The sequence below is a fragment of the Mycoplana sp. ABR4_002 genome, from assembly GCF_056159645.1.
The window spans coordinates 686,441-711,954 of record NZ_JBSWVO010000001.1; the positions used below are offsets into that span (position 1 = coordinate 686,441).

The following is a 25,514-nucleotide window of genomic DNA, read 5'->3' on the forward strand; positions in this document are numbered from 1 at the left end:
GATGATCGCACTTGTGCTGAAAAACCGTCCGTCGCCCGGAGTGCTCCACCTGACGCTGAACCGTCCGGAAAAGCTGAATGCGCTGTCGAAGGAACTGCTCGCCGACCTCGTCGGTCTGCTCGATGATGCGAAGGCGGACAACGAGGTCGGCTGCGTGATCCTGACGGGCAGCGGACGCGCTTTTTCAGCCGGTGCGGACATCTCCGATATGTTGGAGAGGGGCGTGGCATCTTATGCCGATCCCGACAGGTTGGCGCGCTGGCAGGAGATCCAGGATTTCCCCAAGCCGATCATTGCCGCCGTAAACGGCTTTGCCCTTGGCGGAGGGCTGGAATTGGCCCTTCTTTGCGACATCATCATCGCTGCGGACACCGCCAAGTTCGCAACGCCTGAGATCAACATCGGCTCCTTCCCCGGCGATGGCGGCACGCAAAGGCTTCCCCGTCTCGTCGGACGGAGTTTTGCCATGCAGATGGTGCTGACCGGCCAGATGGTCGATGCCGCGCTCGCCGAGCGAAAGGGCTTGGTCAGCGAGATTGTGCCGGTGGATGGTTTGCAGGAGCGGGCGGTTGAAATTGCGTCCGCCATTGCCGCGCAGTCAATCGCAGTCACACCCTATGCCAAGCGCGCCGTACGGGCGGCGGACGAGTATTCCCTCGCTGAGGGCCTGCGTGTCGAGCATAAACTCACCGTCGAGGCCTTTGACACGGAAGACCGAATGGAAGGGCTTCGTGCCTTTGCCGAAAAGCGCAAGCCGAAGTTCCAGGGTCGTTGAGGAGATCCCAGAAGGGATCGGGAGGTAGCATGCCAGATTTCGATTACATCGTGACGGGCGCGGGCTCTGCCGGCTGCGTGATCGCAAACCGCCTGAGCGAAGACCCGTCGGTCAAGGTTCTTTTGCTCGAAGCCGGCAGCCGGGACTGGAACCCTATGATCCACATACCGGGTGGCCTTGGCAAATTGTTCGGACCGGGCGTTAACTGGCGCTTCTCGACCGTGCCGCAGAAGAATCTGGACAATCGCGAGATCTGGTATCCGCAAGGCAAGACACTGGGCGGCTCGAGCTCCATCAATGCCATGATCTACATTCGCGGCCAGCGTGAGGACTATGACAACTGGGCGGCGCTCGGAAACGAAGGCTGGAGCTACGAGGACGTTTTGCCCTATTTCCGCAAGTCGGAAGACAACGATCGCCTCTTGAACAGGTATCATGGCGAAGGCGGTCCGCTCTGGGTCTCCGATCAGGTCAACCCCCATGAGCTCTCGAAGGCCTTCGTCCGGGCCTGCCAGTCCTGGGGGCTGCCATATAACCCGGATTTCAATGGTGAGACCCAGTATGGCGCGGGTCTCTACCAGGTGACCTGCCGCGACGGCCGCCGCCGGAGTTCGGCGGTGTCCTATCTCCGCCCTGTGCAGTCGCGGAAGAACCTGACGGTGATGACCGGTTCCAGGGCGATCCGCATTGTCCTCGAAGGGGATAGGGCCGTCGGCGTTGAAGTCGCGCAGGGTCAGTCGGTCCGAACGATCCATTGCAGCCGCGAGGTGATCGTCACGAGCGGGGCGATCAATTCGCCGCGTCTACTGATGTTGTCCGGAATCGGTGACGCCAATGAGCTTCGCCAGGTTGGCATCGATCCGAAGATCGACCTCAAGGGCGTGGGCAAGAACCTGCAGGACCATCTGTGCTCGAACGTCCATGTTAGCCTGAAGGAACCGATCAGCTACGATGGCCAGGACCGCTTCCCCCGTTCCATGCGTCACGGGCTGCAGTGGTTGCTCTATCGCAGCGGTCCGGCGGCTTCGGTGATCGTCGAGGGAGGCGGCTTCGCCTCCAGCGAGAACAACGGCCGCCCGGATATGCAGATCCACATCGCGCCTGCAATGGTGATCCGGGGTGGTCAGACGCGCCTCGATGGGCATGGGTTCACGGTCAATACGACCTTCCTGCGGCCGCGGAGCATCGGGACCATCGCACTGCGGTCCGGAAACCCAGCCGATGAGCCGCTGATCGATCCGAACTATCATGGTGAGGAGTACGACCGCGACATGTCACTCAAATCGATCGAGACGACTCGCGAAATTCTCTCCCAGCCTGCGATCGCCAAATACATCAAGATCGAGCGACTGCCTGGTCCCAACGCCAAGTCGAAGCAGGATATCATGGCCTATGTTCGTCAGTATGCGTGCTGTGATTACCATCCGGTCGGTACATGCAAGATGGGTGTGGACGAGGACGCGGTCGTCGATCCGCAGCTTCGTGTGAGAGGTGTGCAGGGCCTGCGTATTGCGGATTCCTCGATCATGCCCGTGCTTCTCAGCGGGAATACCAATGCCCCAACCATGATGATCGGTGAAAAGGCGGCAGACCTGATCAAAAATGGGGCTGTCAACAGTGTATCGGACCGCTGCGCCATCCCAGCGTGACGGAGTTTTAGTTCAAACGGCGAAGGAGTGCTAATTTCCCGGCCCGTTTGGACCGGGTTTCTTATGTGAATCAGGAGCTTGGATTCGAGGCAGCGGTTCGTATCCTTACAAGCCTCTGAATAGCCCCAAGTTTCGTGGACGCCTTCGGGTTACATTTCCTGCTGCCGCTCGAACTCGACGGGTGACAGCATTCCGTTCCTGACGTGCTTGCGCTTGGGGTTGTAGAACATCTCGATGTAGTCGAACACCATCCTTCCTTGCCTCCTCGCGTGTTCCGGTATGTCCTGCGCCGTATTCTCTCGCGTTTGAGGAGATTGAAGAAGTTCTCCGCCACGGCATTGTCATGGCAGTTAGCTTCTTCTTCCACGCGTAGAGCGAGTGTTGACTCACGCCCAGCCGCTGCGACACCTCCGCAACCGGATAGCCCCGCTCGGTAACCTGCGCGACAGCATCGCGCTTGAACTCGTCACTGAAATTGCCAGACCCCATCATGGCCTCCTTGCCTCAGAAATAGGGAGGAAGGCGTCCACAAATCTAGGGGCTATTCAGTTGCGGAAGATGAGGGGCGCAGAGGGCGGCCGGGAACAGACGCGCGTCGTGCGCGTTGTATGCCGTCATGACAGGAGGGTCCTGCGATGGACGACGGATTTGTTGAACTTTCGGTGTTGGCGGTTGCCATGATGTTCGTGCTGCTAGTCACGCTGACGCTATGACATGATGTAACGAAACCGGACAGCGTGAACGCATTCATCGACGTGCAAGGCTTGGCGCCTCGGCGTTTTGGTCGGCTGCTGTCACTGACCACTGACGAGCCGGATGTTTGGTCGGCGACTGCCACCGCCGGCGAGGCCTTCGTCCTCGACGAGGAGGCGGAAGCGGCCGGATCAGTCGCCGGTGTGATCGGAGGCCACGCGGCGTAGGTACTGTTCCAACGTCCGGCCGGCATCGAGGATGTGTGAGGACGTGAGACTGATGGCGCGGTCCACGTCCCTGCGGTAGCAGGCCTCGAGAATGGCCTCGTGATCGTCCGACGAGCGACGCACATAGTCCAGGTGCACAAGCGTGAAGCGAAGGTAGCGCTCGGCGATGTCGTGCAGGCTCGCGATGTGCGCGATCAGGCGCGGCCGGTCCGCGGGCCGGTAGAGCGTCGTGTGGAACGCCTTGTTGAGCGCGCCGAACTCCAGAATGTCACAAGTCTCCAGCCGCTTCTGAACCGCTGCCGCCGCGTCGATGTGAGCGTTCGACAGGTGCGGCACGGCCAGGCGGATCGCAAGCGTCTCGGCCGCCTCGCGCATCTCGAAGTTTTCGCGCAGTTCGTCCGCCGAAATCGGCGCGACGATGGCGCCCTTGTTCGGGATGAGCTGAACCAGGCCCTCCGCGCTCAGCGTCCGCAACGCCTCGCGGATCGGCATTCGGCTGGAGGCATAGGTCCGCGCGAGTTCCTCCTGGCGAAGGGCGCTTCCGGGCGCCAAGGCACCGGTGATGATCGCGTCGCGGATCAGCGCTTCAACGTGCTGTGCGCGGTCGCCGCGCTTTTGAGGAACACTCTGCATGCGGTCTTCATAGCAACTGCAATGTTGACAAGCAATCGGAGGTGTGTCTTTCAATAATAAAAATTGGATCCAATATGGAGAGTTGGGTGACTGTTTCAAGACTTGCCGACATTCCTGGTATCGGGGTGGACAAGATGGGCAATGCCGCCGACGCGCTTGCGAGCGCCGAGATGCTGCGCCTCGAAAATCTCGACACGGATATCGCTCCCCCCCCGGCCGCCATCGAGGCGACCCTGGCCGCGGTGACGCGGGACGATGCGAACAGTTACCTGCCGTTCCTGGGAATCCACGAATTGCGCCGGGCGGCCGCCGCCCGGGTCTCGGCCACGACCGGCGTGAGCTACGACCCCGAGACGCAGTGCATCATCTCCGCCGGCGGGTTGTCGGGTGTCCTGAACACCTTGCTGGCGCTGATCGAGCCGGGTGACGAGGTGCTCATCTCTGACCCCGCCTATGCGGGCCTCATCAACCGGATCCGCTTGTCGGGAGGCGTGCCGAAGTTGATCCCCCTCGTCGTGAGTGGAGGGCGCTGGCGGCTGGACCTCGATGCGCTTCGCGACGCGGTTTCACCCAAGGTCCGCGCGATCGTGACGATGAGTCCCTCCATGCCGAGCGGCATCGTGCACACCCGTCAGGAGTGGCAGGCGATCTGTGACGCCGCCGAGGCCGCCGACGCGTGGATCGTGCACGATGCGGCGATGGAGCGGATTGTCTTTGCCGGTGCGCCGGTGCTGCATCCGGCCAGCTTTGCCGGCATGGCCGAGCGCGTGATCACCATCGGGGCGGTTTCGAAAGAGTACCGCATGATCGGCTGGCGGGTCGGCTGGATCGTGGGGCCGCGCAGGATCATGGGCGATATCGGGCTGGTCAGCCTGACCAATGTCGTATGCCAGGTGGGCATTGCCATGCCCGGCGCCGCTGCGGCGCTGACCACCGCGGACGACGGCGTGGCGGCCGCTACGGCGGAATGGCAGCGCCGACGGGATCATATCCTGGCCGAGATGGCAGGGCTGCCGGTGGTGGCGCCCGACGGCGGATGGTCGCTGCTGATCGATACCGTCGCGCTGGGAATGAAGCCCGGCGAGGCGGCGCAGCGGATCTTCGATCTCGGAGCCATCGCCGCGACGCCGATGACCGGCTGGGGCCTGGACAGGCGGGCCGGTCGTTACCTGCGCTTCGTCTACGCCAACGAACCTGTGTCGCGCATGGGCGACCTGCGCGAGCGCATCCGGAGGGCCTGGTCGGTATGAGCATCGAGCGCTTTCGGGCAGGGCCGGGCATGATCCGCACGGGGAGGGCAGGAGCGATCGAACCGATCGGTCAGGGTGCCGATGCCGTGGCGCGGGCAGGAAGGAGATTCGACCGGACCGACGCCGGCTACGCGGGCGCGCGCATGGAGCGCAATGACATCGTCTCGGCCTGCGTCATGACCGCCCGGGGGGCTGCCGCCGCCGAGCCGGCACATGCCTGCGTGCCGTCCGCACAGTCCTTTTTGCCGGTGCATCTCGACATCGGGCCGCCCGCCTATCGTTATGAGGGCAGGATATGACAAACGCACTCTTAAACCGCTTCCCCTGGCTCCAGGGCGCGCCCGTGATCGACGGGCTCTGGCCCTGGTCCCGCCCCTTCCTTCCGCCCGGTGCGGACTTCGGCGAACAGGTCGGCCGTTTTCGTGAGGCCGGGTTCAGCCACGTGTCGCTGACCGTCGCGAGCGGGCAGGAGACGGCGTCCGAGGCCCTTGCCAACCTCGGCCAACTGGCGCGCCTGCTCGCCGGCTCCGGCGTCTCCTTGGCCCGGTCGGCCGCAGAGATAACGGCGACCCAGGCCGAGGGGCGCCTCTCGGCGTCGCTGCATTTCCAGTCCGCCACGCCCTTCTCGCGCGATCTTGACCTCGTCGACGCATTCTTTCTGGCGGGGATCGGACGCACGATCCTGGCCTACAACGAGGCGAACATCTTTGCCGATGGCTGCCATGAACCGCGAAATGCCGGGCTGAGTGCGCGCGGGCGCGAATTGGTACGCCGAATGGATGCCGTCGGCATGCGGGTCGACCTGACGCATTGCGGCGAGCGGACCACCTTCGACGTTCTCGCAATGGGCCTGAACTGCCCCCCGATCTTCTCGCATTCCAACGCCCGCGCCCTTTTCGAGCACGAGCGCAACCTGACCGACGCCCAGATTCGGGCCGCAGCCGAGGCCGGATGCTACATCGGCGTCAACGGGGTGGGTTTCTTTCTCGGAGCCGAGGGGCCCGATCTGCCCTGCGAGATGGCGCGCCACATCGCGCACATGGCGTCCGTGGCCGGGGTCGATCGGATCGGTCTGGGCCTTGACTTCATGTACCTCGAAGGTAGCGATTTCGCCTTTTACCACAATCACAAGGCTCGCTGGCCTCGCGGCTACCCCACGCCGCCATGGACCTTCTTCGCGCCAGAACGGCTGAGCGATCTTGTCGCCGCGCTCGAAAAAATCGGCTTCTCCAGAGACGAGATCCGGGGCGTCCTCGGTGCGAACTATCTCCGGCTCGCCCTGCCGGCAGGGGGGGCGGCATGAGTGACAGGAGCACGCGCCGGGTGGCAGAGGCAGCCGCAATGGCAGGGCTGGACGTTGAGATCCTAACCATGCCCGACAGCACGCGCACGGCGGAGGAGGCGGCGCGCTCCTGTTGCTGTGGTGTTGCGCAGATCGTCAAGTCGCTTGTCTTCGAGCGTTCCGATACCGGTGGGCTGGTCCTGTTGCTGATTCCCGGCGACCGACAGGTCGACATTGCAGCCGCTGCGGGTTCCGTTGGCGGGCCGCTCGTGCGCGCGGATGCCAAAAAGGTGCGAACGGAGACCGGCTTTGCCATCGGCGGTGTCGCACCCTTGGGTCACCGGAGCCCGGTACCGGTCTTCATGCATCCGGCATTGCTCGCGCAGCCGCTTGTCTGGGCCGCCGCCGGAGCGCCCAACGCGGTCTTTTCCGTCGATCCTCGGCAGCTTCTGCATGCGACCGGCGCAAGCCTGCTGGCGGCGGCTGGGGGAAATGACGCGCCGAGCCGCGCCACTGGCAGTCACCACCGCGAATGCGGGGGCAATTCTCAACAGGGAGCAAACAGATGAACACCCGATACCTGCTACTGAGCGCGGTTTGCGCATTTGCCCTCAATGCCGCGCAGACATCGGCCGAAACCTTGACCTTTGCTCACCAGGCGGACGTGCAGGGCCTCGACCCGCAAGCGTTGAATGAGACCTTCACGTTGGGGTTTCTGGGAAACATCTACGAAGGACTGACCGCCTATGACGGCGAGATGCGGGTGCAGCCAGCGCTTGCCACCTCATGGGCCCTGACCTCGCCGACCACCTGGAAATTGACACTCCGGCAAGGCGTCGCCTTCCACAACGGCAATCCGTTCACCGCCGACGACGTGATCTTCACCTGGCGGCGGGCGTTGACCGAGGGTTCCGACCAGAAGGGCCGGGCGCGGCTGATCGAGAACATCGAGAAGGTATCCGATCACGATATCATCATCACCACCGCCGGGCCGGTGCCCACGCTGATGAATGACCTCGTCTTCTTCTACATCATGGACCAGGAATGGGCCGAGGCCAACGGCGCGACGGAAGCGACCAGCGTTGCCGACAGCAATTCGGCCAATTACGCCAACCTCAACGTCAACGGTACCGGCCCGTTCACCGTCAAGGAGCGTCAGTCCGGCGTCCGCACTGTCCTGGAGCGATTTGACGGCTATTGGAACGGGGTGCCGGGCAACGTGACGGAGGCGGTATTCACTCCGATTCAAGAGGATCCGACGCGCGTGGCTGCGCTGCTCTCCGGCAAGGTTCACCTCGCCTATCCCGTGCCGCTTCAGGACTGGGAGCGGATCAACAAAGCCGAAGCCATCCGCGTCATCGCCAATCCCGAAGCGCGCACGGTCTATCTGGGCATGGACCAGTCACGCCCGGTTCTGCAGCGCTCGGACGTCACCACCGCCAACCCGTTTGCCGATGTCCGTGTACGCGCGGCCTTTGCACACGCGATCAACGTTCCCGCCATTACCGGACGCATCATGCGTGGCGCGGCGAGCCCGGCCGGTCTGATGGTGGCGCCGCAGGTCATCGGCTTTGACCCGGCGCTGAACGAGCCCTACGCCCATGATCCGGAAAAGGCCCGGGCGTTGCTGGCCGAGGCGGGCTATCCCGATGGCTTTGCGCTGCAGATGGACTGCCCGAATGATCGCTACGTGAACGACGAGGTGATCTGCCAAGCGATCGTCGGCATGCTGGCGCGGGTTGGGGTCAAGGTGGACCTGCTGGCGCAGACGAAATCCAAGTATTTCGCCAAGATCCTGGCCGCCGGGGGCTACGACACTTCATTCTATCTGCTGGCCTGGACGCCAAGTTCGATGGATGCCTACGAGGTGCTGAACCTGCTGATGGCCTGCCGGGACGTGGAGGGCACCACCGGCCCCTTCAACCTCGGCGGCTATTGCAACCCCGAGGTCGACGCGCTGGCCGGCCAGGTTGCGGTCGAGACCGACCCCGAAAGGCGTCAGGCCTTGATCAGCCGAGCATTCGAAATCGTCAAGGCCGATGTCGGCTATATCCCGCTGCATCAGCAGCCGATCAGCTGGGGCGTGGTCGACGGGGTCGAGGTGACCCAGCGCGCCGACAACGTTCTCGATCTGCGCACCGTCACGATCGCTGAGTAACCGCACCACAGCAACAGAATTGCCGTGATCCGTTCAGGAGCGTCCCATGCTAGCTCTCGTTTTCAGGCGGTCGGCCGAGAGTGTCCTCGTCCTACTGGCCGTGGCCTTCGTCGCCTTTGCGCTGTACCGGTTCGTGGGCGATCCGGTCGCCGCAATGGTCGGCCAGGACACGGGCACCGGCGACCGCGCCGCCTTGCGTACGGCGCTTGGCCTCGATGATCCGGTCCTGGTGCAATTCACGCGGTTCCTGGTGCAGGTCGTCCAGGGCGATTTCGGCATTTCCTATCGCCACCGCATTCCCGTCGCCGACCTGCTGGTGCAGAGGCTGCCCGCAACGCTGGAATTGGCCGTCGTCGCCGCCTTCTTCGCCGGGCTGACCGGCGTCCCTCTCGGCGTCTATACGGCCATCTGCCGCAAGAGCGTGCTGTCCCGGCTGATCATGAGCGGGTCTCTGATCGGCGTCTCGTTGCCGACCTTCCTGATCGGCATCCTGCTGATCCTTGTCTTTGGGGTCTGGCTGCGCTGGCTGCCGACCTATGGGCGCGGCGAGCTGGTGAGCCTTTTCGGATGGACCACCGGCCTGCTCACCGGGTCGGGCCTGGCCTCATTGCTGCTGCCGGCCTCAACGCTGGCGCTCTTCCAACTCACGCTGGTGCTGCGGTTGGTGCGGGCCGAGATGTTGGAAGTGCTGTCGATGGACTACATCCGTTTCGGCCGGGCTCGGGGCCTGTCTCAGCATTCGCTCTGCTTTCGACATGCTCTGAAGAACACCCTCATCCCGGTGGTCACCGTCGCGGGGTTGCAGCTCGGGTCGATCATCGCCTTTTCGATCATCACCGAGAGCGTGTTCCAGTGGCCCGGCGTCGGACTGATGTTCATTCAGGCCATTGGCGACGCCGACGTGCCGGTGATGTCCGCCTACCTGCTGCTGGTCGCCTTCATCTTTGTGCTCATCAATCTGATCGTGGATCTGCTCTATGTCCGAATCGACCCGAGGCTGCGCCATGGCTGCTGACGATGCAACGACCGCAAGGCCGGCAGGCTTGTGCGCACGCGCCTGGTCCAGCGATGCCGGATACGCCTTCCGCACCTCGCCCGTGGCGGTCCTGTCGACATTGACTCTTCTCCTTTTTCTGCTGTGCGCGCTGTCTGCCCCTTGGCTGGCACCCCACGATCCCTTTGATCCCGGCGCGCTGGATATCATGGACAGCAACCTCCCGCCGGCCTTCGTCGATGGCGGTGATGCCCGCTACTGGCTGGGCACCGACGACCAGGGACGTGACGTGTTGTCCGGCATTCTCCATGGTGCCAGGATCTCGCTGCTGGTCGGATTTGCCTCTGTCGCCATCGCACTAGTGATCGGCGTGGGCGTGGGGCTGGTCGCGGGCTATGTGGGCGGCTGGCTCGACTCGGCGTTGATGCGCCTGGCCGATATCCAGCTGGCCTTTCCCGCGATTCTGCTGGCGCTGCTGATCGACGGACTGGCCCGAAGCATCTTCCCACCCGGATGGCTGGCCGGTCTCCAGCTCTGGGTGATCGTGGGCGCCATCGCGGTATCGACCTGGGTACAGTATGCGAGGACCGTGCGGGCCTCGGTCATGGCGGAGTCGGCCAAGGAGTATGTGCTGGCCTGTCAGGTGATGGGCCTGGGGCACTCAGCGATCATGTTCCGGCACATTCTGCCCAACGTGCTGACCCCGGTTCTTGTCATCGGAACGATCAACTTCGCGCTTGCGATCATCATCGAGAGTTCGTTGAGCTTCCTTGGTCTCGGCGTGCCGCCGACGACGCCGAGCATCGGCACGCTGATCCGGGTCGGCAACCAGTATCTGTTCTCAGGCGAATGGTGGGTCACGATCTTCCCCGCGGCGGCCTTGGTGACGCTGGCACTGGCGGTGAACCTGCTGGGCGACTGGATGCGCGACGCGCTCAACCCCAAGCTGAAGGTGTGACCATGGCGCTTCTCTCTATCCGCAATCTGCGCGTGGAGTACCCCACAAGGCGCGGCTCCTTCGTCGCCGTCGACGACGTTTCGCTCGAGGTGGCGGCGGGCGAGATCGTCGGTCTGGTCGGCGAAAGTGGTGCGGGTAAGTCAACCGTCGGCGCTGCCGTCATCGGTCTCCTCTCGTCACCGGGGCGGGTGACGCGCGGCGAGATCCAGATGAACGGCCAGTGCATCGACACGACCGACGCGCTTCAGTTGGCGCGCATGCGGGGCAAGCGGATCAGCATGATCTTTCAGGATCCGCTGACTTCGCTGAACCCCGTCGAGACCGTTGGGTCGCAACTGATCGAGACGATCAGGCTGCATCTGAATTTCGACGCCGCCACGGCGCGCGCTCGGGCAATTGAACTGCTGTCGCGCGTCGGTATCCGCGCCCCTGAAGACCGCATCGACCACTATCCACACCAGTTCTCCGGCGGCATGCGCCAGCGTGTGGTGATCGCGCTGGCGCTGGCGAGCGAGCCGGAGGTGATCGTCGCCGACGAACCGACGACGGCGCTGGATGTCTCGGTACAGGCGCAGATCCTCCAGTTGCTGCGCCAGCTTTGCGACCAGCACCGGGTGGGCATGATTCTCGTGACCCATGACATGGGCGTGATTGCCGAGGTGACGGACCGCGTGGCGGTGATGTATCGCGGCAGGATAGTCGAAGCCGGCCCGACCACGCGCGTGCTGAGTGCGCCAGAGCACGCCTACACGCGCAGCCTGCTGTCCGCCGTGCCGCCAATGGACGGCAAGATCGAACGCTTCCCGGAGGTGAACTTCATCGAGAGGGGAGGCGACCGGGCGGTCGATCTGACCAACCATTGGCTGGGTGAGGCGAGGGATTTCGCGCGTCGGGACGGCCCCTTGCTGGAGATGGAGGACGTTTGCCTCGATTTTCTCACGCGCGCCAGCCTCTGGCCTTCGCGGCGCACCTGGCTGCATGCGCTGCGCGGCATCTCCTTTTGCATCCCGCAGGGCAAGACCTTTGGTCTTGTCGGCGAGAGCGGATCGGGAAAGTCCACCATCGCGCGGGTCGTTACCGGGATCTACCGGCCGAAGTCAGGATCGGTGCGTTTCGCCGGTCGGGAGATGGTGGGCCTGGAAAGCCGGGCGGCAAGGGACCTGCGGCGCGAGATGCAGATGGTCTTTCAGGATCCCTATTCGTCGCTCAATCCGCGGCACCGCGTCGGCGCCATCGTCAGCGAGCCGATTCTGTTGCACGGGCTGGCCGGCGGCCGCAGGGAGGCGCGGGAGATCGCCGAGGACCTTTTGCACGTCGTCGGGCTCGGCCGGGCCGCCGCGCAAAAATTCCCGCATGAGTTCTCGGGCGGGCAGCGGCAACGCATTTCCATCGCCCGTGCGCTCGCCACGCGGCCGCGCTTCCTGGTGTGCGACGAGCCGACCTCGGCGCTTGATGTTTCAGTGCAGGCGCAGATCCTGAACCTTCTGCGCGACCTGCAGGCACAGCTCGGTTTGACGATGCTCTTCGTGTCGCACGATCTGGCGGTGATACGGCAGATGTGCGACCAGATGGCGGTGATGCGCCTTGGCCAGATTCAGGAGCAAGGCGATGTCGAACAGCTGTTTACCCGACCGACCCATCCCTACACCGCCACGCTGTTGTCGCTCGCGCCAAGGTTCAGGCTCGCGAGCTGAAAGCCGGATGAGGCTTGCCGTATCCACGCCGCGCCGCGCGGTTCAACGACCTGTTGTCCGCCTGCGGTTTGGAGCCCGACGGCTGTCATCGCGAACCTATTGATGCCGGAACCGCAATGAAGCCTCTCTCGCCGCTCACCCTGGCCCGGGTCCTGATTTTCCTCGCGGTCTGTCTTCAGGCCATCGGCAAGGTGAGCTACGGGACGTGGCTTGTGGCGCTCCCGGCGCCCCTCTTCGTCTTCTTCAGCTTTGCGCTCACCGCAACCTTCTTTCTCGCTGTGGCGAGAAAGGGTGTGGGCGGGCGCGCCCGGGGGGCGCTGCTGTTGCTGAACGCCGGCACCGCTCTAACCTTCCTCTGCTTCTTCCAGGCCCTGAAGCTCATCGAGCCGGCGGTTGCCGGGGCTGTTGAGATCGGTGTTGGCCCGATCCTGACGGTGGCGATGTCCATGGCTTTGACGCGCGAGCGCCCGCCGTGCCGGCGCGTCGTGATCTGCATCGGCGTACTTTCCGGCTGCGTCCTGCTCGGCGTTGCGGCATTGGGCAGCGGTGCGCTCGAGTCCGCCGGCCAAGACGTGTGGCTGGGGCTGGCGGCGAGCGTGGCGGCCGGCTTCGGGGCCGCGCTGATCACCATGGCCTCCAAGACGTTGCTAGGCCATGGCTGGACGTCCGGCGCGGTACTGGCGCACCGCTTCTATCTGATCCTGCCGCTTTCGCTTGCAATGGCGTGGGGCGCCGGCGGTGCCCCGGTCGAATGGTCGGGCCACCTGGTCGCGGTGCTGCTGGCCGTGTCCGTCATCGGCATCCTCATCCCCCTCTATCTGCTGCAGGTCGGCATTCGGTATTCCGATCCCCATACGGTCATGGTGACGATGGCGGCCCTGCCTGTCGTGACCTTCCTGCTGGAGGGCCTTTCGCCACGTTACGCCTGGTCCTGGGGGACCGCGGCCGGGCTGGCGGTGGTGACTGTGTTCCTCTTGCTCGATGCGCGCGCCCGGCGCCGATGAGGCGCCGACTGAGCGCTCTATTCTCGAATGAATTGCGAGATCGTGCGCCGTGTGTTGCGCCGCCTCTGAATCTGATTCGCCCCTCGGCTCGTCCAGCCAGGACGCGGAAATCACCGGCGCGTGCAGAACTGCGAATCCGTGCGGCCGATGTCAAACGGCCATATCGCCAAGTCTCTGATGGCGGAGGTTTCTCCCCGCAATCGATGATGGATGTATCGACGCTCCGCGAGATGCTGAAAGAAACGTCTGACGCCCGGCTCGAGGAGGAATGCCGTGAGTTGGGCAGTCGAGAAGAAGAACTACTCGCAGCGGCGGGCCTGCGCCCTGGTTGGCATTGCGCCGCGGGTCTGCCGATCCATATCTAGCCGGCCGGACGATGCTGCTCTGAGAGAACGTTTGCGGGAGCTGTGATCGGAGCGACGGCGGTTCGGCTACCGCCGCCTGCACCTGCTTTTGAAGCGGGAGGGCGTCGCGATGAACGGGAAGAAGCTCTACCGGATTTACAAGGAAGAGCGGTTGACGGTCCTAAAACGCGGTGGCCGCAAGAGAGCAGGGAGCAGGTCAGCCGATCGGCGACAGAGGCTGAAGGTTCTACATGACGTGGCCGACAGAAAGGCCCGCCGAGGTCGCCGCCATCCAGATGGCCATGGCGATCATCATCAGGTTTTCCGTGAGTGAGATGAAGCCGAGCGGCACGTTGCTCGATCCACCTACGCACGCGCATTTCAGTTCCCGCTTGTCGATGTACACGGCTTTGAACACCGATGCGGCTCCCACCGTGCCGATGAAGAGCGCGACCGGCACCGACAACCAGGTCAACGCGCCCGCGATCATCAAGACCCCGGCCAGCCCTTCTGCGTATGGGTAAATGTAGCTGTACGGCACCCAACACTTCGCGAGCAGGTCGTAGTTCAGGAACATGGTTGCGAAGCTTTCGACGTTCTGAAGCTTCAACATGGCGAGCACGACCATCGAGAAGGCTATGAACCATTCCGCCGCACGCAGCGAAAACGGATTGCCATCGACTGCGAAGCTGGCCGCCATTGCCATAAAGGCCGTCAAGGCGAACAGGACAATCACCGGGCGATAGCTCGTGGCTTTGGCATCGGCCACGGGTTTGCCAAGAAACCTGCGAAGATCGTCGTAGCCGCCGACCCTGTTCTCACCGACGAACACCTGCGGTGTCGTGGCCACGCCGTGCTGAGCCTTGAACGCGTCGGTCTCTTCACGGGTCGTCAGGTGGCGGTCGTCCACTTCGTAGCCGGTGCGCTTCAGCAGGTCTTTGGCCTTCAATCCGTAGGGACAGGTGTGGTCAGCTGTCACCATACGGTAGAGGACCGCCTTTTTCGATCGATGTGTCGGCTTTGTCTTGTCCAACATTTCACGTCTCCCTCGACTTGTGAAACCGTTGGCAAGATCATAAGTTCCGTACCATAGTACGGAGTCAAGAGCTCATGGGAATGACCATCGGAAAACTTGCCGCAGCAGGGCATGTCGGCGTGGAGACCGTCCGCTACTATCAGCGCCGGGGACTGTTGGACACTCCCCGGCAGTCGCCGGGAGTTCGCCGCTACGGCGAAAAGGACGTGCGGCGACTGCTGTTTATCAGACAGGCACAGACGGCGGGTTTCACGCTTGAGGAGATCAAGGAGCTTCTCGACCTGGATTCCCGAGAAGACAGGGAGCGAGCGCGAACCCTGGCGAGAAAACGGATTGATGCCCTGGACATCAGGATCACCGAGCTGGAGCGCGCACGTGAAGCCCTACGGCGGCTCGTCTGGGAGTGTACATCCGGCAAGCCCGGGCCTTGTCCAATCCTGGCATCGTTCGATTTGTAGCCGCGCTGGCGGTCATTGGGGCACAGCGTAACAGCCGACAACCCCCTGGTGCCGGACATTCCAGGGAGCACGGCGAACATCACCGCCTCGAGCGCCCCGTTCGCCCACTTTCACCTACGTGGCGCCGATGTAGGCCTCTCTGACCCTGTCGTTCTTCAAGAGTTCGTGACCGGTTCCGGAAACAACCAGTCGGCCGTTTTCCAGCACATAGCCGTAGTCAGCAATCCCGAGGGCGAGATTGGCAAACTGCTCGACAAGGAGGATCGTTCGGCCCTCTTCACGCAGCTGGATGACAATCCTGTAGACCTCCTCCACCAGTTTCGGCGCCAGTCCCATCGACGGCTCGTCGAGCAAGATCAGTTCCGGCCTTGCCATCAACGCGCGTCCGATCGCCAGCATCTGCTGTTCCCCACCAGAGAGCGTCCCGGCCATCTGCCTTCGGCGCTCCTGCAGTCGGGGGAAGAGCGAAAATACTTCGTCCAAATCGGCCGACAGTTTTCGGTGGCCGCTCCCCCTTATTCGGAACGCGCCGAGCGTCAGGTTGTCGAGAACGGAAAGGCTGGCAAAGACGCGCCGCCCCTCAGGGACGTGGGCGAGGCCGAGTGCCGCCACCTTGTGTGCTGGCATGCTGGTGATATCCACTCCACCGAAGCAGACCCGGCCGGAGGCAACGGGGACCATCCCCGTAATGGCCCGCATTGTCGTGGTCTTGCCGGCGCCATTGCCTCCGACAATGCAGACGAGCTTGCCTTTCGGCACCACTAGTCCAACTTCGTGCAAGACATCGGACCGGCCATATCCGGCGGTGAGGTTCTCAACTGTCAACATAGAGGCCTCCTTCAGGCTACGGCGATGGCGGTGCCGAGATAGGCTTCGATCACCTTTGGGTTCTGGGATATGGACTGCGGGGTGCCTTCGGCGATCTTCTCGCCAAAATCGAGGACTGTGACGTGGTCACTGAGCGCCATCACCACGTCCATGTGGTGCTCGATGAGCAGCATCGTGATGCCCGCCTGTTTGATCTTCTTCAGGATCGTCACCAGTTCCTGCACCTCTGCTGGGTTGAGCCCTGCAGCCGGTTCATCGAGCAGCAGGATCGCGGGCTCGGTCGCCAGCGCCCTGGCAATCTCCAGGAGCCGTTGCTTGCCATAGGGGAGATTGCGAGCATCTTCACCAGCAAGCCGAGCAAGTCCGACGAGTTCCAGAAGCGACAGGCCGGCCTCGCACTGGGCCACAGTGTCCCGCCTGTATCGCGATCCACCCCATAAAACATCCAGCATGCCCGTACGAAAGGAGCGATGACGGCCTACGAGCACATTCTCCAGAACGCTCATCTGGCCGAAGAGCTGAATGTTCTGAAACGTCCGCGCCACGCCCAAACAGGCGATGCGGGCGGTCGGGGCACCGCCAATGGACTTGCCGTCAAGCCTGACCATACCCGAACTAGGAGTGTAGATCCCTGTCAGGATGTTGAGCAGAGTGCTCTTGCCGGCGCCGTTCGGACCAATAAGGCCGTGGACGGTACCAGGTTCGATCACCATGGAAAGATGATTGATCGCTGTCAGCCCACCAAAGCTGAGCGTGACGTCGTCCAATTCAAGTGTTCTCTTCATCCGGTCTTGGTTTGAGTACGGCAGGATATCCGGGGCATTGTTCCTGAGGCTTTCGGTCACTTTGCTGGATGGGCCCTCGCCGAGGGCCATCAGGCTCCCGACAATGCCGTTCGGCAGGTAGCTGATCGCGCCGAGCAGGATGAGACCGAAGATCGTCAGTCGCTGCTCGATCATCGTGTCTAGGCCAAAGCTGACGATGGTGACCACCACACTAACCGCCAAGGGCAACCACAAGGTCCGCTTCCGTTCGCGCACCCGGCTCGCCCGGACAGTCAGCACCAGCAGAATTAGTGTCGCGATGACTGCCATGACCCGAAACGTGGCGATATCGGCGAGCAGGTTGGGCAGCCATACCGCCAGCATCGCACCGGCCAAAGCGCCGGGCCTGCTCGCTCGTCCGCCGACGATCAGGGCCATCAGCAGCACGATCGTCAGTTCGAAGTTGAAGGATTGCGGCGTGATGTAGTGTTCGGAAAATGCATATATGCCGCCGGCAAACCCGGTAAGGCCGGCGCTCAGCAGAAATGCAAGAACCTTGTAGCCGAACGACGAAATACCCAGGCTGTCGGTGGCTATAGCGCTTCCCTGAAGGGCCTCGAAGGCGCGACCGTAGCGTGAGGCGATCAAACGGCCCGTGGCGGCCCAAGCAAGAATGAATGCTGCCAGCACGAACCAGTAGAAGTACTCTCCCTCCAGGACCAGACCGGCCAATGCCGGCTTCGGCAAGGCAAAGCCGCGCGCGCCGCCGGTCAGCCAGGACCATTCGTTGATGACGACAACCACTATCGAACCAAACGCGAGCGTCACCATCGCAAAATAGGGGCCGGATGTCTTCAGGGCGGGAAACGCCAGTATGGCTCCGAACAGCGCAGTCACCGCCGCCGCCAGCAGCAAGGCAGGGACAAGCGGGACGCCGGCGTCGACGGTGAGCAACCCTGCCGCATAGGCACCGATGGCAAAAAGTCCGAAATGACCCAGTGAAATCTGGCCGACATAGCCGACAATGAGATCCAGGCCCATCAGCGCGATGGCGAATATGAGGACCACGGTCAACATGTGGACGTAGTAGGCGTTGGGCGTGGCAAGCGGTGCAAGGACGAGAAGCAGCAGCCCAACCACCGGAAACGTAAAGTGCTTCATCTCACACCTTTTTCGAAATGGGTTTGCCGAACAGACCTTCCGGTTTCAACGCAAGTGCGACAAGCAGGATGATCAGCCCTGGCACTTCCTTGAAGCCGGTGGAGAGGTAGAAGGCGGTAGTAGCCTCGGCAATGCCGATGATCAGCCCGCCCACCAGCGCTCCCATGCCGGAGGTAAGGCCGCCAAGTATCGCTGCGGCGAAGCCCTTCAGAACCAGAACCAGCCCCATGCCAGACCCCGTCAGCGTCAAGGGCGCGATAAGTACCCCCGCATAGGCAGCGCTCGCGCAGGATATGGCGAAGGATGCAGCGATGACGGTCTTTGTGCTGATACCCATCAGGCTGGCAGCCTCCCGGTCGTCTGCGGTGGCGACGAACGCCTTGCCGATGAGGGTCGAGCGATTGAGGAACTCGACGGCGATCATAAGAACAAGAGCCCCCGCTACGATGAGGACCTCCATCGGCAAGACGAAGGCCGTACCGACCTGCAACGGAGAGGGGGGCAATGGCGACGGAAAGGGCAGGTCCTCCTTGCCCCAGATGTTTTCTGCGACGTTCTTCATGATGATCCCGACAGCAATCGTGGCAAGGATCCAACCTTCGCTGCCCGCCTTGAGGGCCGGGCGCACGGCAATGCGCTCGACCGCCAGCCCGTAGACGGCGCCGAAAATCATGACGACCGGTATCGCTACCCAGTATCCGAGATAAGGTTGGAGGGTGAGGCCGATGAGGGCGCCGACGGCAAGCGCTTCCGCCTGCCCGAAATTCACGGTCTTGGACGTCACATAGGTAAGCTGATAACCGAAGGCGATGAGGCCATAGATCATGCCTAGTGAAACGCCGCTGACGAGGACTTGTGGTAGTAGTTCGAGCATGGCTATCCCCTTGTGCCGCCGGGGATGCCCGACGGCGCCTGAGTGCTGATCGCTGGATTTTGTGGAGACCTAGCGGCCGATGCGCGCCTTGTCGGCTTCGTTCGCAAAGACCACGCGACCTTCCTTCACGACCCCGAAGACGACATGAGATGCTTCGGTCGCCTCGTGATCGTCCGGCCCGAACGGGATTTCATAATTGGCGATGACGCCGTCCACCGGCGCCTTTAGGTCTTCCAGCGCCTGTTTGATCATCTGACCTGTTGCGTTGTCACCCGCTTGCGCGATGGCGGCGGTGAGAAGCAGCATGGCGTCATAGGATTGCGCCGCGGAGGACGGATTGGGCAGGCGATCAACGTCATAGGCAGACTGGTAAGCCTTGATGAAGCGGCTCCAGCCCTCGCTGACGCTGTCGTCCTGGATGAAGGTCTGGGGCATGTAGACGCCCTCGCCGTTGGCTCCGGCATTGTCGATATAGTTCGACATGGACGAGTTCCAGCTGGTCACATACGGCACTTTCCAGCCGATCTTCGCCATGGAGTTTGCAACCTGCGCCAGATCGGGACCCAGCGCATAGCCGAATACGGCTTGGGCGCCTGCGGCGCGCGCCTTCAGCAATTGCGGCGTCATGTCCGGATCGCGCACGTTGAACTTCTCGGTCGAAACCGGCGCGACCCCCAACTTTTCCAAGGCGGCGACCAGGTCGCCCTGGCCCAACTGCCCGTAATTCGTGGAGTCCGCTAGTATGGCGAGCTTGTCGATGCCACGCCCCTTGATCATCTCCGCTGCCATCATCGCGGACTGAATGGTGTCGGAAGCGCCGATGCGGAAGATATAGTTCTCTGCATACTCAGGCGGCAGAAACTGACGGCTGACTACGCTCCCGGTCGCCACCGGGACAATGATCGGCACTTTCGCTTCCTGGTAGAAGCGGGAAGCGGCGAGGGCCACCGGCGTGTTGGCTATTCCGACGGCGCCGACAATGCCGGCGCTGCTGATTAGTTCCTGCGCGATCTGAACACCCCGTTCAGGTTTGGATTCGTCGTCGCGCTCAATCAGTTCGATCTGCTTGCCGTGGATGCCGCCACCGGCATTGATATCGGCGACCGCAAGGCGGACGCCATCGCGGATGGAAACGCCGAGCGGCGCAGACCCGCCGGTGAAGGGGCCCGTCAAGCCGATGCGGATGGTGTCAGCGGCCATGCCTTCGGCGGCCCAGGCGACGACGGCCGTCGCCAGGAGAATATGCTTGATCATTTTATGTTCCTCTCTGTGGTTACTTAGGGGCGGCTCTTCGCTCTTGTCACCTCAGTCCCAACTGATGGAACCGAGGAATGGGGGAACGCGGTCCAGGGTTGGGAAAACGGCGTCCGGTGCGTAGTCGGGGAGTGGTTTGCGGCCGGTGCCTCTGTCGATCCAGATGCATCGGAAACCGAGATCGCGCGCTGCCGCCAGATCGAGATGCGGGCTGGCACAAATGTGCACGACATCGGCGCGATCAAGGCCGAGTGCCGCGTGCGCATGATCGAAGATCTGCTGTGTTGGCTTGTAGGCACCAGCTTGTTGAGCCGTGATCACGCGGTCGATGTGACCACCCAGCTGGGAAACATTTCCCGCTATGATGTCGTCGTCGGTATTGGAGATGATGCAGAGCTTGAAGCCTTGCGCCTTCAAGGCACCGAGTGCCTCAACGACTTCGGGGAAAGGCGGCATGCATGAGATGCTGCCGGTCAGGATCTCAATATCGTCTGGGGAGTAATCGAGCTTCAGTTCCTCCATGGCGAGGCGCAACCCCTCTCCCGCAACCTCGCGGAACGACTTATGGGGTCGCTCGCCTTCGAGTTCATGCTCATATTTGTCATAGACCCGTATCAAAGTGGCCGGATCGATATTGGCGCCCGGGTGTTTCGCAAGGATCTGGTTGACGGCGGCAAGCAGACCTTCATCCCACTGGATGAGCGTGCCGTAGCAATCGAAGGTCAGCCATTCCGGCTTCTGTCCTGACAGCATCGGAAAGTCCTTTGGTTGAGTATAGAAAGTTGCGGGCAGCATGAACGCAGCTGCCCGCACGTGGATCAGAAGCGAGGCATGACAGCACCTTCGGATGCTGGTGCGACATGCTCCGAATAGAACTTCATATAGCCACGCTTTATGCGGGGCTCGGGTGCAACGTAGGACGACCACCGCGCATCCAGTTCAGACTGCGGCACATCGAGGTCGAGCTTGCGGGCAGCGAGGTCGATGTCGATCCTGTCGCCGTCCTTCACGATCGCGATTACACCACCGCGTGCCGCCTCCGGCGTGACGTAGCCGATCGCTGGGCCGTGTGTCGCACCGGAAAAGCGACCATCGGTCACGAGCGCGCAGGTTTCGCCGAGGCCCGCTCCCATGAGAGCGGATGTGGCACCGAGCATTTCGCGCATGCCCGGTCCGCCCTTGGTGCCTTCATTGCGGATGATGATGCATGTGCCGGGTTGGATGCTGCCGGCCCGAAGTGCGTCGATAGCGCCTTCCTCTTCCTCGAAGACGCGTGCTCGCAGGCTGGTGCGCCACATGCTCTTGGCAACCCCTGAAGCCTTCACCACGGCGCCACCGGGTGCAAGCGTGCCCTTGAGAATGAAAAGCGAGCCCTCTGCCTCGACCGGATCGGTGTCGGAATGGATGACCTCGGCGCTTTCGATCCGAGCCTCGTCAACGATCTCCCCGGCAGTCTTGCCGCTGACGGTCATCGCACCGCGATTGACCCGTGCACCCAGCGCCTTGAGCACACCGGGCACGCCACCGGCGTCGTTCAGCTCCGTCACACCCCACGGACCGGAAGGAGCGAGCTTCACCAGAGTCGGTGTCGTGCGAGACAGCTTGTCCCAAGTATCAAAGGATACATCCACGCCTGCTTCCTTGGCCATTGCCATGAAGTGCAGGACCATATTGGTGGAGCCGCCGACGGCCATGCCGACACGCATTGCGTTCTCGAAGGCTTCCTTCGTCAGGATCTTCGAGGGCCGGATATCTTCGCGAACCAAATCCATGATGCGCATGCCCGTATACTTAGCCGCTCGCAGCTGATAGTTCGAGCCCGCTGGCAGCGTCCCCGAATGAGGAAGCGCCAGGCCGAGAGCCTCGGTATAGATTCCGGCCGTATTGCCGGACGTCGCCGTATCGCAGGCGCCCGAGAACGGGAAATGGTTATCCTCCAGCCCCTTGAGATCGGCGCGAGATAGCTCGCCACGCAGATGTTCGCCGACGCCATCATAGACGGTCTCGAGAAAGACCTTGCGCCCGCGATAGCGGCCGACAGGCGTCGGGCCGCCATAGATCATGATAGCCGGCAAGTCGAGACGCGCGGCCGCCATGACCATGCCCGGCATAACCTTGTCGCCGGAACCGATGAGAACCAGACCGTCAAAGCGGTGGCCTTCGACCATGAGCTCAATCATGTCCGCCACCACGTCGCGGCTTGGCAGTACATACCGCATACCAACCGAGGCGAAAGTTTCGGAATCGGTTACGTGAAACGTGTTGAATTCGCACGGCGTTCCACCCGCCATGCGAATACCGGCCCGCACCGCTTCTCCGACTTGGCGTAGATGAAAGTTTTCCGGCGAAAAATCCTGGTAGGTGTTGACGACCGCAATCATCGGCCGCTCGAACTCTTCGTCGATTAGCCCGGCCCCCTTTGCCCAGGCCCGCTGAAGCGAGCGCTCGATCCCCGTGAATTGCTTTTCGCTGCGTCGCCGCTTGTCTGCCTTTTCCATCGCCTTGTCCTTCATCGACTGCCCTGATCGGGCGATGGAGACAATCTGGCATGCAATTTATCATCCGTCAATCGATTGTCTGACAATCGACATGGATAAGTGAATTTTTCTCGTGCCCATCGACCAGGGGCAGGGAATGCCTCAGCAGATCGGGCTAGACTTCGAGCGCTGCCAGATGTGCGACGAGCTTTTGCCCTTCCCGTTCATTGTGATTTACGGAAGCCTGCACGGCCCGATCAATATCACCAGCCCTGAAGGCCTGGAGAATTGGCCGGTGCTGCTCGACAATGGATGCCGGCTCGACGAGCGCGTCGCTGGACGAAATATATATGCGGATCTGCTGTTCGACCTTGGTGTACTGTTCCGCCAGCCTCTTGTGGCCGGCCAAATCGATGACGGTCCGATGCAGCGCGAAATCGGCTTCGGCGATCCGTCCACGGTCTCCATCAAGGCAAGCGGATTCCAGGGTGCTGAAGACCCTCTCTATTTTGTTTAGCGCTGCGGACGCATCTTTTTTTGAGATCTCTGTCGCGACAAGGCGGGCAGCCAACGCCTCAAGGCTGGAGCGAAGCGTGTAGAGTTCCCACGCATCATGAGAACTCAGTGACATGACGGTCCAGCCGGTGTAGGGGACTTGGTCGATCAGTCCTTCCTGCGCCAGTTGATGAAAGGCAGTCCTGATTGTGGCGCGCGAAACACCGAGCTGCTCCGCCATCCGGATTTCGGTCAACTTCGTGCCAGGCGGGATTTCGCCATCCAATATGCCGTGTCGAAGCGCCGATGCAGCTTGGACCTCGGCACTGAGCTTTTGCACTTTCGGGATTTTAAAGTCTGGTTCTTTCGACATGCAGCGTTGATAGCATCTGGCTTGGCTATTGTCGACAATCACCATTCCCATCAAAAGGGTGGGTGTTTCAAGGCTGGTCCGCATCGATCCGCTGCCCCCTGTCTCTTTTTGCTGAAGGGAGATAGGTGGCCGGCACTCTCAATCGAGTGCCTTGTTCGTTGCGGGTGGTGTGTGGCCTTCTCTGGCTAGACTGTGCGGAAAGGGGAGGGGCCGGCCGCAAGTTCAGTGCCAGGGCATTGTCGAAATTGGGCATCGTCGCATTGGCGGCTGGGCCGGTGCTCCCAGATCGGGCCCGAATATGAGACTGCCAACGCTTTGGTCCGCGGTCCATGTCCTCGAAGGAGCGAACCCTATTGGTACCGGACTTGTAGGACGTGCCCCACCCTTTTGGCGAAAGGAATGGCCGGTGGGCCAGCACGACCTCGGTTGGGGCGTCATCCTGATGACCTGCTGAAAGGCCTACCGGGCGGCTGCCTTGGTGAAGCGCTTGCAGTGGGCTTCGACAGCACACAGATCTATCGCAACATCAGCATCTCTATCAGCGCTGTCGCGATTACCGGCTTTTTGGCCTGGGTGACGGCGACGAACATTTCGAAGAATCTCGCAAACGCCACGCCGCCAGGTTTGGCGAGAGTGCTGCCACGATGTTCGAAACTGCGATGATCGCCGTCAGCAGCCACAGCACGAACCGTCTGTCGATCCTTCCAGCCGCTATGGTGAGCAGCGGCGCCGCGAAGGCCGCCACCACGCCGGGCATGGTGATCAACAGTCCGGCCGTTCCTTCCGTGACCTGAAGGTCGGCAGAAATGCCGGTCAGGAGACCGACAGGCAGGAATTCGGTTGTCACGAGCGCGAAAGTGCCCATGGCGATGGAGGCAACCGCCGCCCACGCATGCAGTGGTGGCTTTCCGGACGCAGAGGCACTGTCGGGATTATCGGCTGTAAGCATGGCGGTCTCATTTCTCTCGCGTCGTCATTGGTCCCATTCGACGTAATTCCCGACGATCGCGTTCTGTAGAGCCAAAAATGAGCCGCGCTGTTCCATGTTCAAAACGATCTTGTCGATGGTGCAGGCCCAACGACCTCCGTTACTTCGCCGAAGTCGTCGCGGACGGCGGATTCGCGGCGGCCGGGCGGTCGGTCATCGGCTCAGTTTCGGCTCGGCGAGATAACCGTGCCAATGCAGGGCCGGCTCGACGGAGACTTTACAAGCCTCCGTGCCATCAGGCCCCCGCAACCAATCACGAGCGTTGCCCGGTTCCGGACGTGATGTGGGTATTGATCCCGTTGTCAGGCAAAAGTATTCCTCTTGTCGACAAGAGGAATGACCCGAATGACAGATCGCGAAACGAACTCGACTCCCGAACGCAAGCGCGGCTCCGGCGTGAAACTGGTCTATGACCTACTGCGTGACGAGATCCTTGATCTCGCCCTGCCGCCCGGTTGTCCGATCGACGAGGTGCAACTGGCCGAGCGCTTCAAGATGTCGCGGACGCCGATCCGCGAGGCGCTGGTGCGGCTGGCGGGCGAGGGGCTCATCGACACGCTGCCCAACCGCTCGACGATGGTGTCGAACATCGATTTCCTCAACATGCACACCTTCTTCGACGCGCTGGTGCTGATGTACCGCGTCACCACCCGGCTGGCGGCGCAGTACCATCGTCCGGACGACCTGGTGGCGATCCGGCGCTATCACGAAGAGTATGCGGCAGCGGTTCAGGCCCGGGACGCGCTTGCCATGATCGCCACCAATGCCGGCTTCCACCTGGCCATCGCCGAAGCCGGGCGCAATCCCTATTTCACCGGGCTCTTCAAGCGGCTCCTCGACGAGGGCCGGCGAATTCTTCGCCTCTACTACCGCTCGTACGAGGATCAGTTTCCGCAACGTTTCGTCGACGAGCATGCGGACATGATCGCGGTCATCGCCGCGCGCGACGTGGAGGGCGCCGACCGGGCAGCCAAGGCCCATGCCGAGCAGATTATCCAGCAGATACAACGGCTTTTTAATCGCGAGGGGCGGCTCGACATCGCCTTGTGATCGCTGTCTATTTTTTGTCGACAAATAAAATACAAGAGCTATAATGTCCGGCGAAGGGCAAGGGCGGCATGCGCTTCAAGGTGCCGATCCTGCCC

General features: G+C 62.2%; 23 protein-coding genes and 3 pseudogenes. 14 read left to right on the forward strand and 12 right to left on the reverse strand.

The features are described 5' to 3' along the window. Position 1: 1 nt before the first annotated feature. Positions 2-775, forward strand: a complete 774-nt coding sequence (locus tag ACXAGF_RS03310; protein ID WP_475014474.1) for an enoyl-CoA hydratase-related protein — start codon at positions 2-4, stop codon at positions 773-775. 29 nt (positions 776-804) lie between these two features. Then, on the forward strand, positions 805-2,424 hold the full coding sequence (locus ACXAGF_RS03315) for a GMC family oxidoreductase (protein ID WP_475014475.1): 1,620 nt from the start codon (positions 805-807) through the stop codon (positions 2,422-2,424). A gap of 149 nt (positions 2,425-2,573) precedes the next feature. On the opposite strand, the pseudogene ACXAGF_RS03320 reads toward ACXAGF_RS03315, so the two are convergent. The 3 genes and pseudogenes from ACXAGF_RS03320 to ACXAGF_RS03330 all read right to left on the reverse strand — a co-directional run. After that, a pseudogene (locus ACXAGF_RS03320) lies at positions 2,574-2,779 on the reverse strand (IS3 family transposase); the annotation flags it as partial. Next, positions 2,776-2,913: pseudogene (locus ACXAGF_RS03325) on the reverse strand (transposase); the annotation flags it as partial. The pseudogenes ACXAGF_RS03320 and ACXAGF_RS03325, both read right to left, overlap by 4 nt. Positions 2,914-3,308: 395 nt before the next feature. Further along, positions 3,309-3,977: a GntR family transcriptional regulator gene (locus ACXAGF_RS03330; protein ID WP_475014476.1), complete on the reverse strand. Its 669-nt coding sequence runs from the start codon at positions 3,975-3,977 to the stop codon at positions 3,309-3,311. 86 nt (positions 3,978-4,063) lie between these two features. Here ACXAGF_RS03330 and ACXAGF_RS03335 point away from each other — a divergent pair, with 86 nt between their 5' ends. The 10 genes and pseudogenes from ACXAGF_RS03335 to ACXAGF_RS03380 form a co-directional block, all read left to right on the forward strand. Next, complete coding sequence (locus ACXAGF_RS03335) at positions 4,064-5,227, forward strand: pyridoxal phosphate-dependent aminotransferase (RefSeq protein ID WP_475014477.1); 1,164 nt, start codon at positions 4,064-4,066, stop codon at positions 5,225-5,227. Continuing rightward, on the forward strand, positions 5,224-5,526 hold the full coding sequence (locus ACXAGF_RS03340; protein WP_475014478.1) for a hypothetical protein: 303 nt from the start codon (positions 5,224-5,226) through the stop codon (positions 5,524-5,526). The genes ACXAGF_RS03335 and ACXAGF_RS03340 overlap by 4 nt, the downstream gene beginning before the upstream one ends. Continuing rightward, entirely contained in the window at positions 5,523-6,530 is a 1,008-nt protein-coding gene (locus ACXAGF_RS03345; protein WP_475014479.1) for a dipeptidase, read from the forward strand. The genes ACXAGF_RS03340 and ACXAGF_RS03345 overlap by 4 nt, the downstream gene beginning before the upstream one ends. Further along, a complete protein-coding gene (locus ACXAGF_RS03350) occupies positions 6,527-7,078 on the forward strand; it encodes a YbaK/EbsC family protein (protein WP_475014480.1) in 552 nt (183 codons plus the stop codon). Before ACXAGF_RS03345 ends, ACXAGF_RS03350 begins: the two co-directional genes overlap by 4 nt. Continuing rightward, a complete protein-coding gene (locus ACXAGF_RS03355) occupies positions 7,075-8,667 on the forward strand; it encodes an ABC transporter substrate-binding protein (protein ID WP_475014481.1) in 1,593 nt (530 codons plus the stop codon). The genes ACXAGF_RS03350 and ACXAGF_RS03355 overlap by 4 nt, the downstream gene beginning before the upstream one ends. 46 nt (positions 8,668-8,713) lie before the next feature. Next, positions 8,714-9,682 (forward strand): ABC transporter permease, encoded by a 969-nt coding sequence (locus ACXAGF_RS03360; protein ID WP_475014482.1) that lies wholly within the window; start codon positions 8,714-8,716, stop codon positions 9,680-9,682. After that, positions 9,672-10,619, forward strand: coding sequence for an ABC transporter permease (locus ACXAGF_RS03365; protein ID WP_475014484.1), 948 nt, complete (start codon positions 9,672-9,674; stop codon positions 10,617-10,619). Before ACXAGF_RS03360 ends, ACXAGF_RS03365 begins: the two co-directional genes overlap by 11 nt. Continuing rightward, entirely contained in the window at positions 10,514-12,313 is a 1,800-nt protein-coding gene (locus tag ACXAGF_RS03370; protein WP_475014485.1) for a dipeptide ABC transporter ATP-binding protein, read from the forward strand. Before ACXAGF_RS03365 ends, ACXAGF_RS03370 begins: the two co-directional genes overlap by 106 nt. Positions 12,314-12,327: 14 nt before the next feature. Beyond that, complete coding sequence (locus tag ACXAGF_RS03375) at positions 12,328-13,317, forward strand: hypothetical protein (protein ID WP_475014486.1); 990 nt, start codon at positions 12,328-12,330, stop codon at positions 13,315-13,317. A gap of 197 nt (positions 13,318-13,514) precedes the next feature. Continuing rightward, positions 13,515-13,881 (forward strand): annotated as a pseudogene (locus ACXAGF_RS03380) (IS3 family transposase); the annotation flags it as partial. Between the two features lie 27 nt (positions 13,882-13,908). On the opposite strand, the gene ACXAGF_RS03385 reads toward ACXAGF_RS03380, so the two are convergent. Beyond that, entirely contained in the window at positions 13,909-14,697 is a 789-nt protein-coding gene (locus ACXAGF_RS03385) for a MauE/DoxX family redox-associated membrane protein (RefSeq protein ID WP_475014487.1), read from the reverse strand. A gap of 53 nt (positions 14,698-14,750) precedes the next feature. Here ACXAGF_RS03385 and ACXAGF_RS03390 point away from each other — a divergent pair, with 53 nt between their 5' ends. After that, the gene (locus tag ACXAGF_RS03390) at positions 14,751-15,155 is read left to right on the forward strand and encodes a MerR family transcriptional regulator (protein ID WP_475019201.1); all 405 of its coding nucleotides are present in this window, start codon (positions 14,751-14,753) and stop codon (positions 15,153-15,155) included. Between the two features lie 114 nt (positions 15,156-15,269). Here the strand turns inward: ACXAGF_RS03390 and ACXAGF_RS03395 are convergent, their stop codons facing one another. From ACXAGF_RS03395 to ACXAGF_RS03430, 8 genes are all read right to left on the reverse strand, one after another. Then, complete coding sequence (locus tag ACXAGF_RS03395) at positions 15,270-15,983, reverse strand: ABC transporter ATP-binding protein (protein ID WP_475014489.1); 714 nt, start codon at positions 15,981-15,983, stop codon at positions 15,270-15,272. Positions 15,984-15,994: 11 nt separating this feature from the next. Then, entirely contained in the window at positions 15,995-17,908 is a 1,914-nt protein-coding gene (locus ACXAGF_RS03400) for a branched-chain amino acid ABC transporter ATP-binding protein/permease (RefSeq protein WP_475014491.1), read from the reverse strand. 1 nt (position 17,909) lies between these two features. Beyond that, positions 17,910-18,782, reverse strand: coding sequence for a branched-chain amino acid ABC transporter permease (locus ACXAGF_RS03405; RefSeq protein WP_475014492.1), 873 nt, complete (start codon positions 18,780-18,782; stop codon positions 17,910-17,912). A 69-nt stretch (positions 18,783-18,851) separates the two neighbouring features. Beyond that, positions 18,852-20,036: an ABC transporter substrate-binding protein gene (locus ACXAGF_RS03410; protein WP_475014493.1), complete on the reverse strand. Its 1,185-nt coding sequence runs from the start codon at positions 20,034-20,036 to the stop codon at positions 18,852-18,854. A 51-nt stretch (positions 20,037-20,087) separates the two neighbouring features. Beyond that, positions 20,088-20,789 carry a haloacid dehalogenase type II gene (locus tag ACXAGF_RS03415; RefSeq protein WP_475014494.1) on the reverse strand — a complete coding sequence of 234 codons (702 nt, stop codon included), beginning with the start codon at positions 20,787-20,789 and terminating at the stop codon, positions 20,088-20,090. A 65-nt stretch (positions 20,790-20,854) separates the two neighbouring features. Continuing rightward, entirely contained in the window at positions 20,855-22,549 is a 1,695-nt protein-coding gene (ilvD, locus tag ACXAGF_RS03420; RefSeq protein WP_475014495.1) for a dihydroxy-acid dehydratase, read from the reverse strand. A gap of 139 nt (positions 22,550-22,688) precedes the next feature. After that, positions 22,689-23,465, reverse strand: coding sequence for a GntR family transcriptional regulator (locus ACXAGF_RS03425; protein WP_475014496.1), 777 nt, complete (start codon positions 23,463-23,465; stop codon positions 22,689-22,691). A 469-nt stretch (positions 23,466-23,934) separates the two neighbouring features. Then, positions 23,935-24,330 carry a hypothetical protein gene (locus ACXAGF_RS03430; RefSeq protein WP_475014497.1) on the reverse strand — a complete coding sequence of 132 codons (396 nt, stop codon included), beginning with the start codon at positions 24,328-24,330 and terminating at the stop codon, positions 23,935-23,937. A gap of 384 nt (positions 24,331-24,714) precedes the next feature. On the opposite strand from ACXAGF_RS03430, the gene ACXAGF_RS03435 reads away from it, so the two are divergent. Then, complete coding sequence (locus tag ACXAGF_RS03435) at positions 24,715-25,419, forward strand: GntR family transcriptional regulator (protein WP_475014498.1); 705 nt, start codon at positions 24,715-24,717, stop codon at positions 25,417-25,419. Positions 25,420-25,514 lie beyond the last annotated feature (95 nt).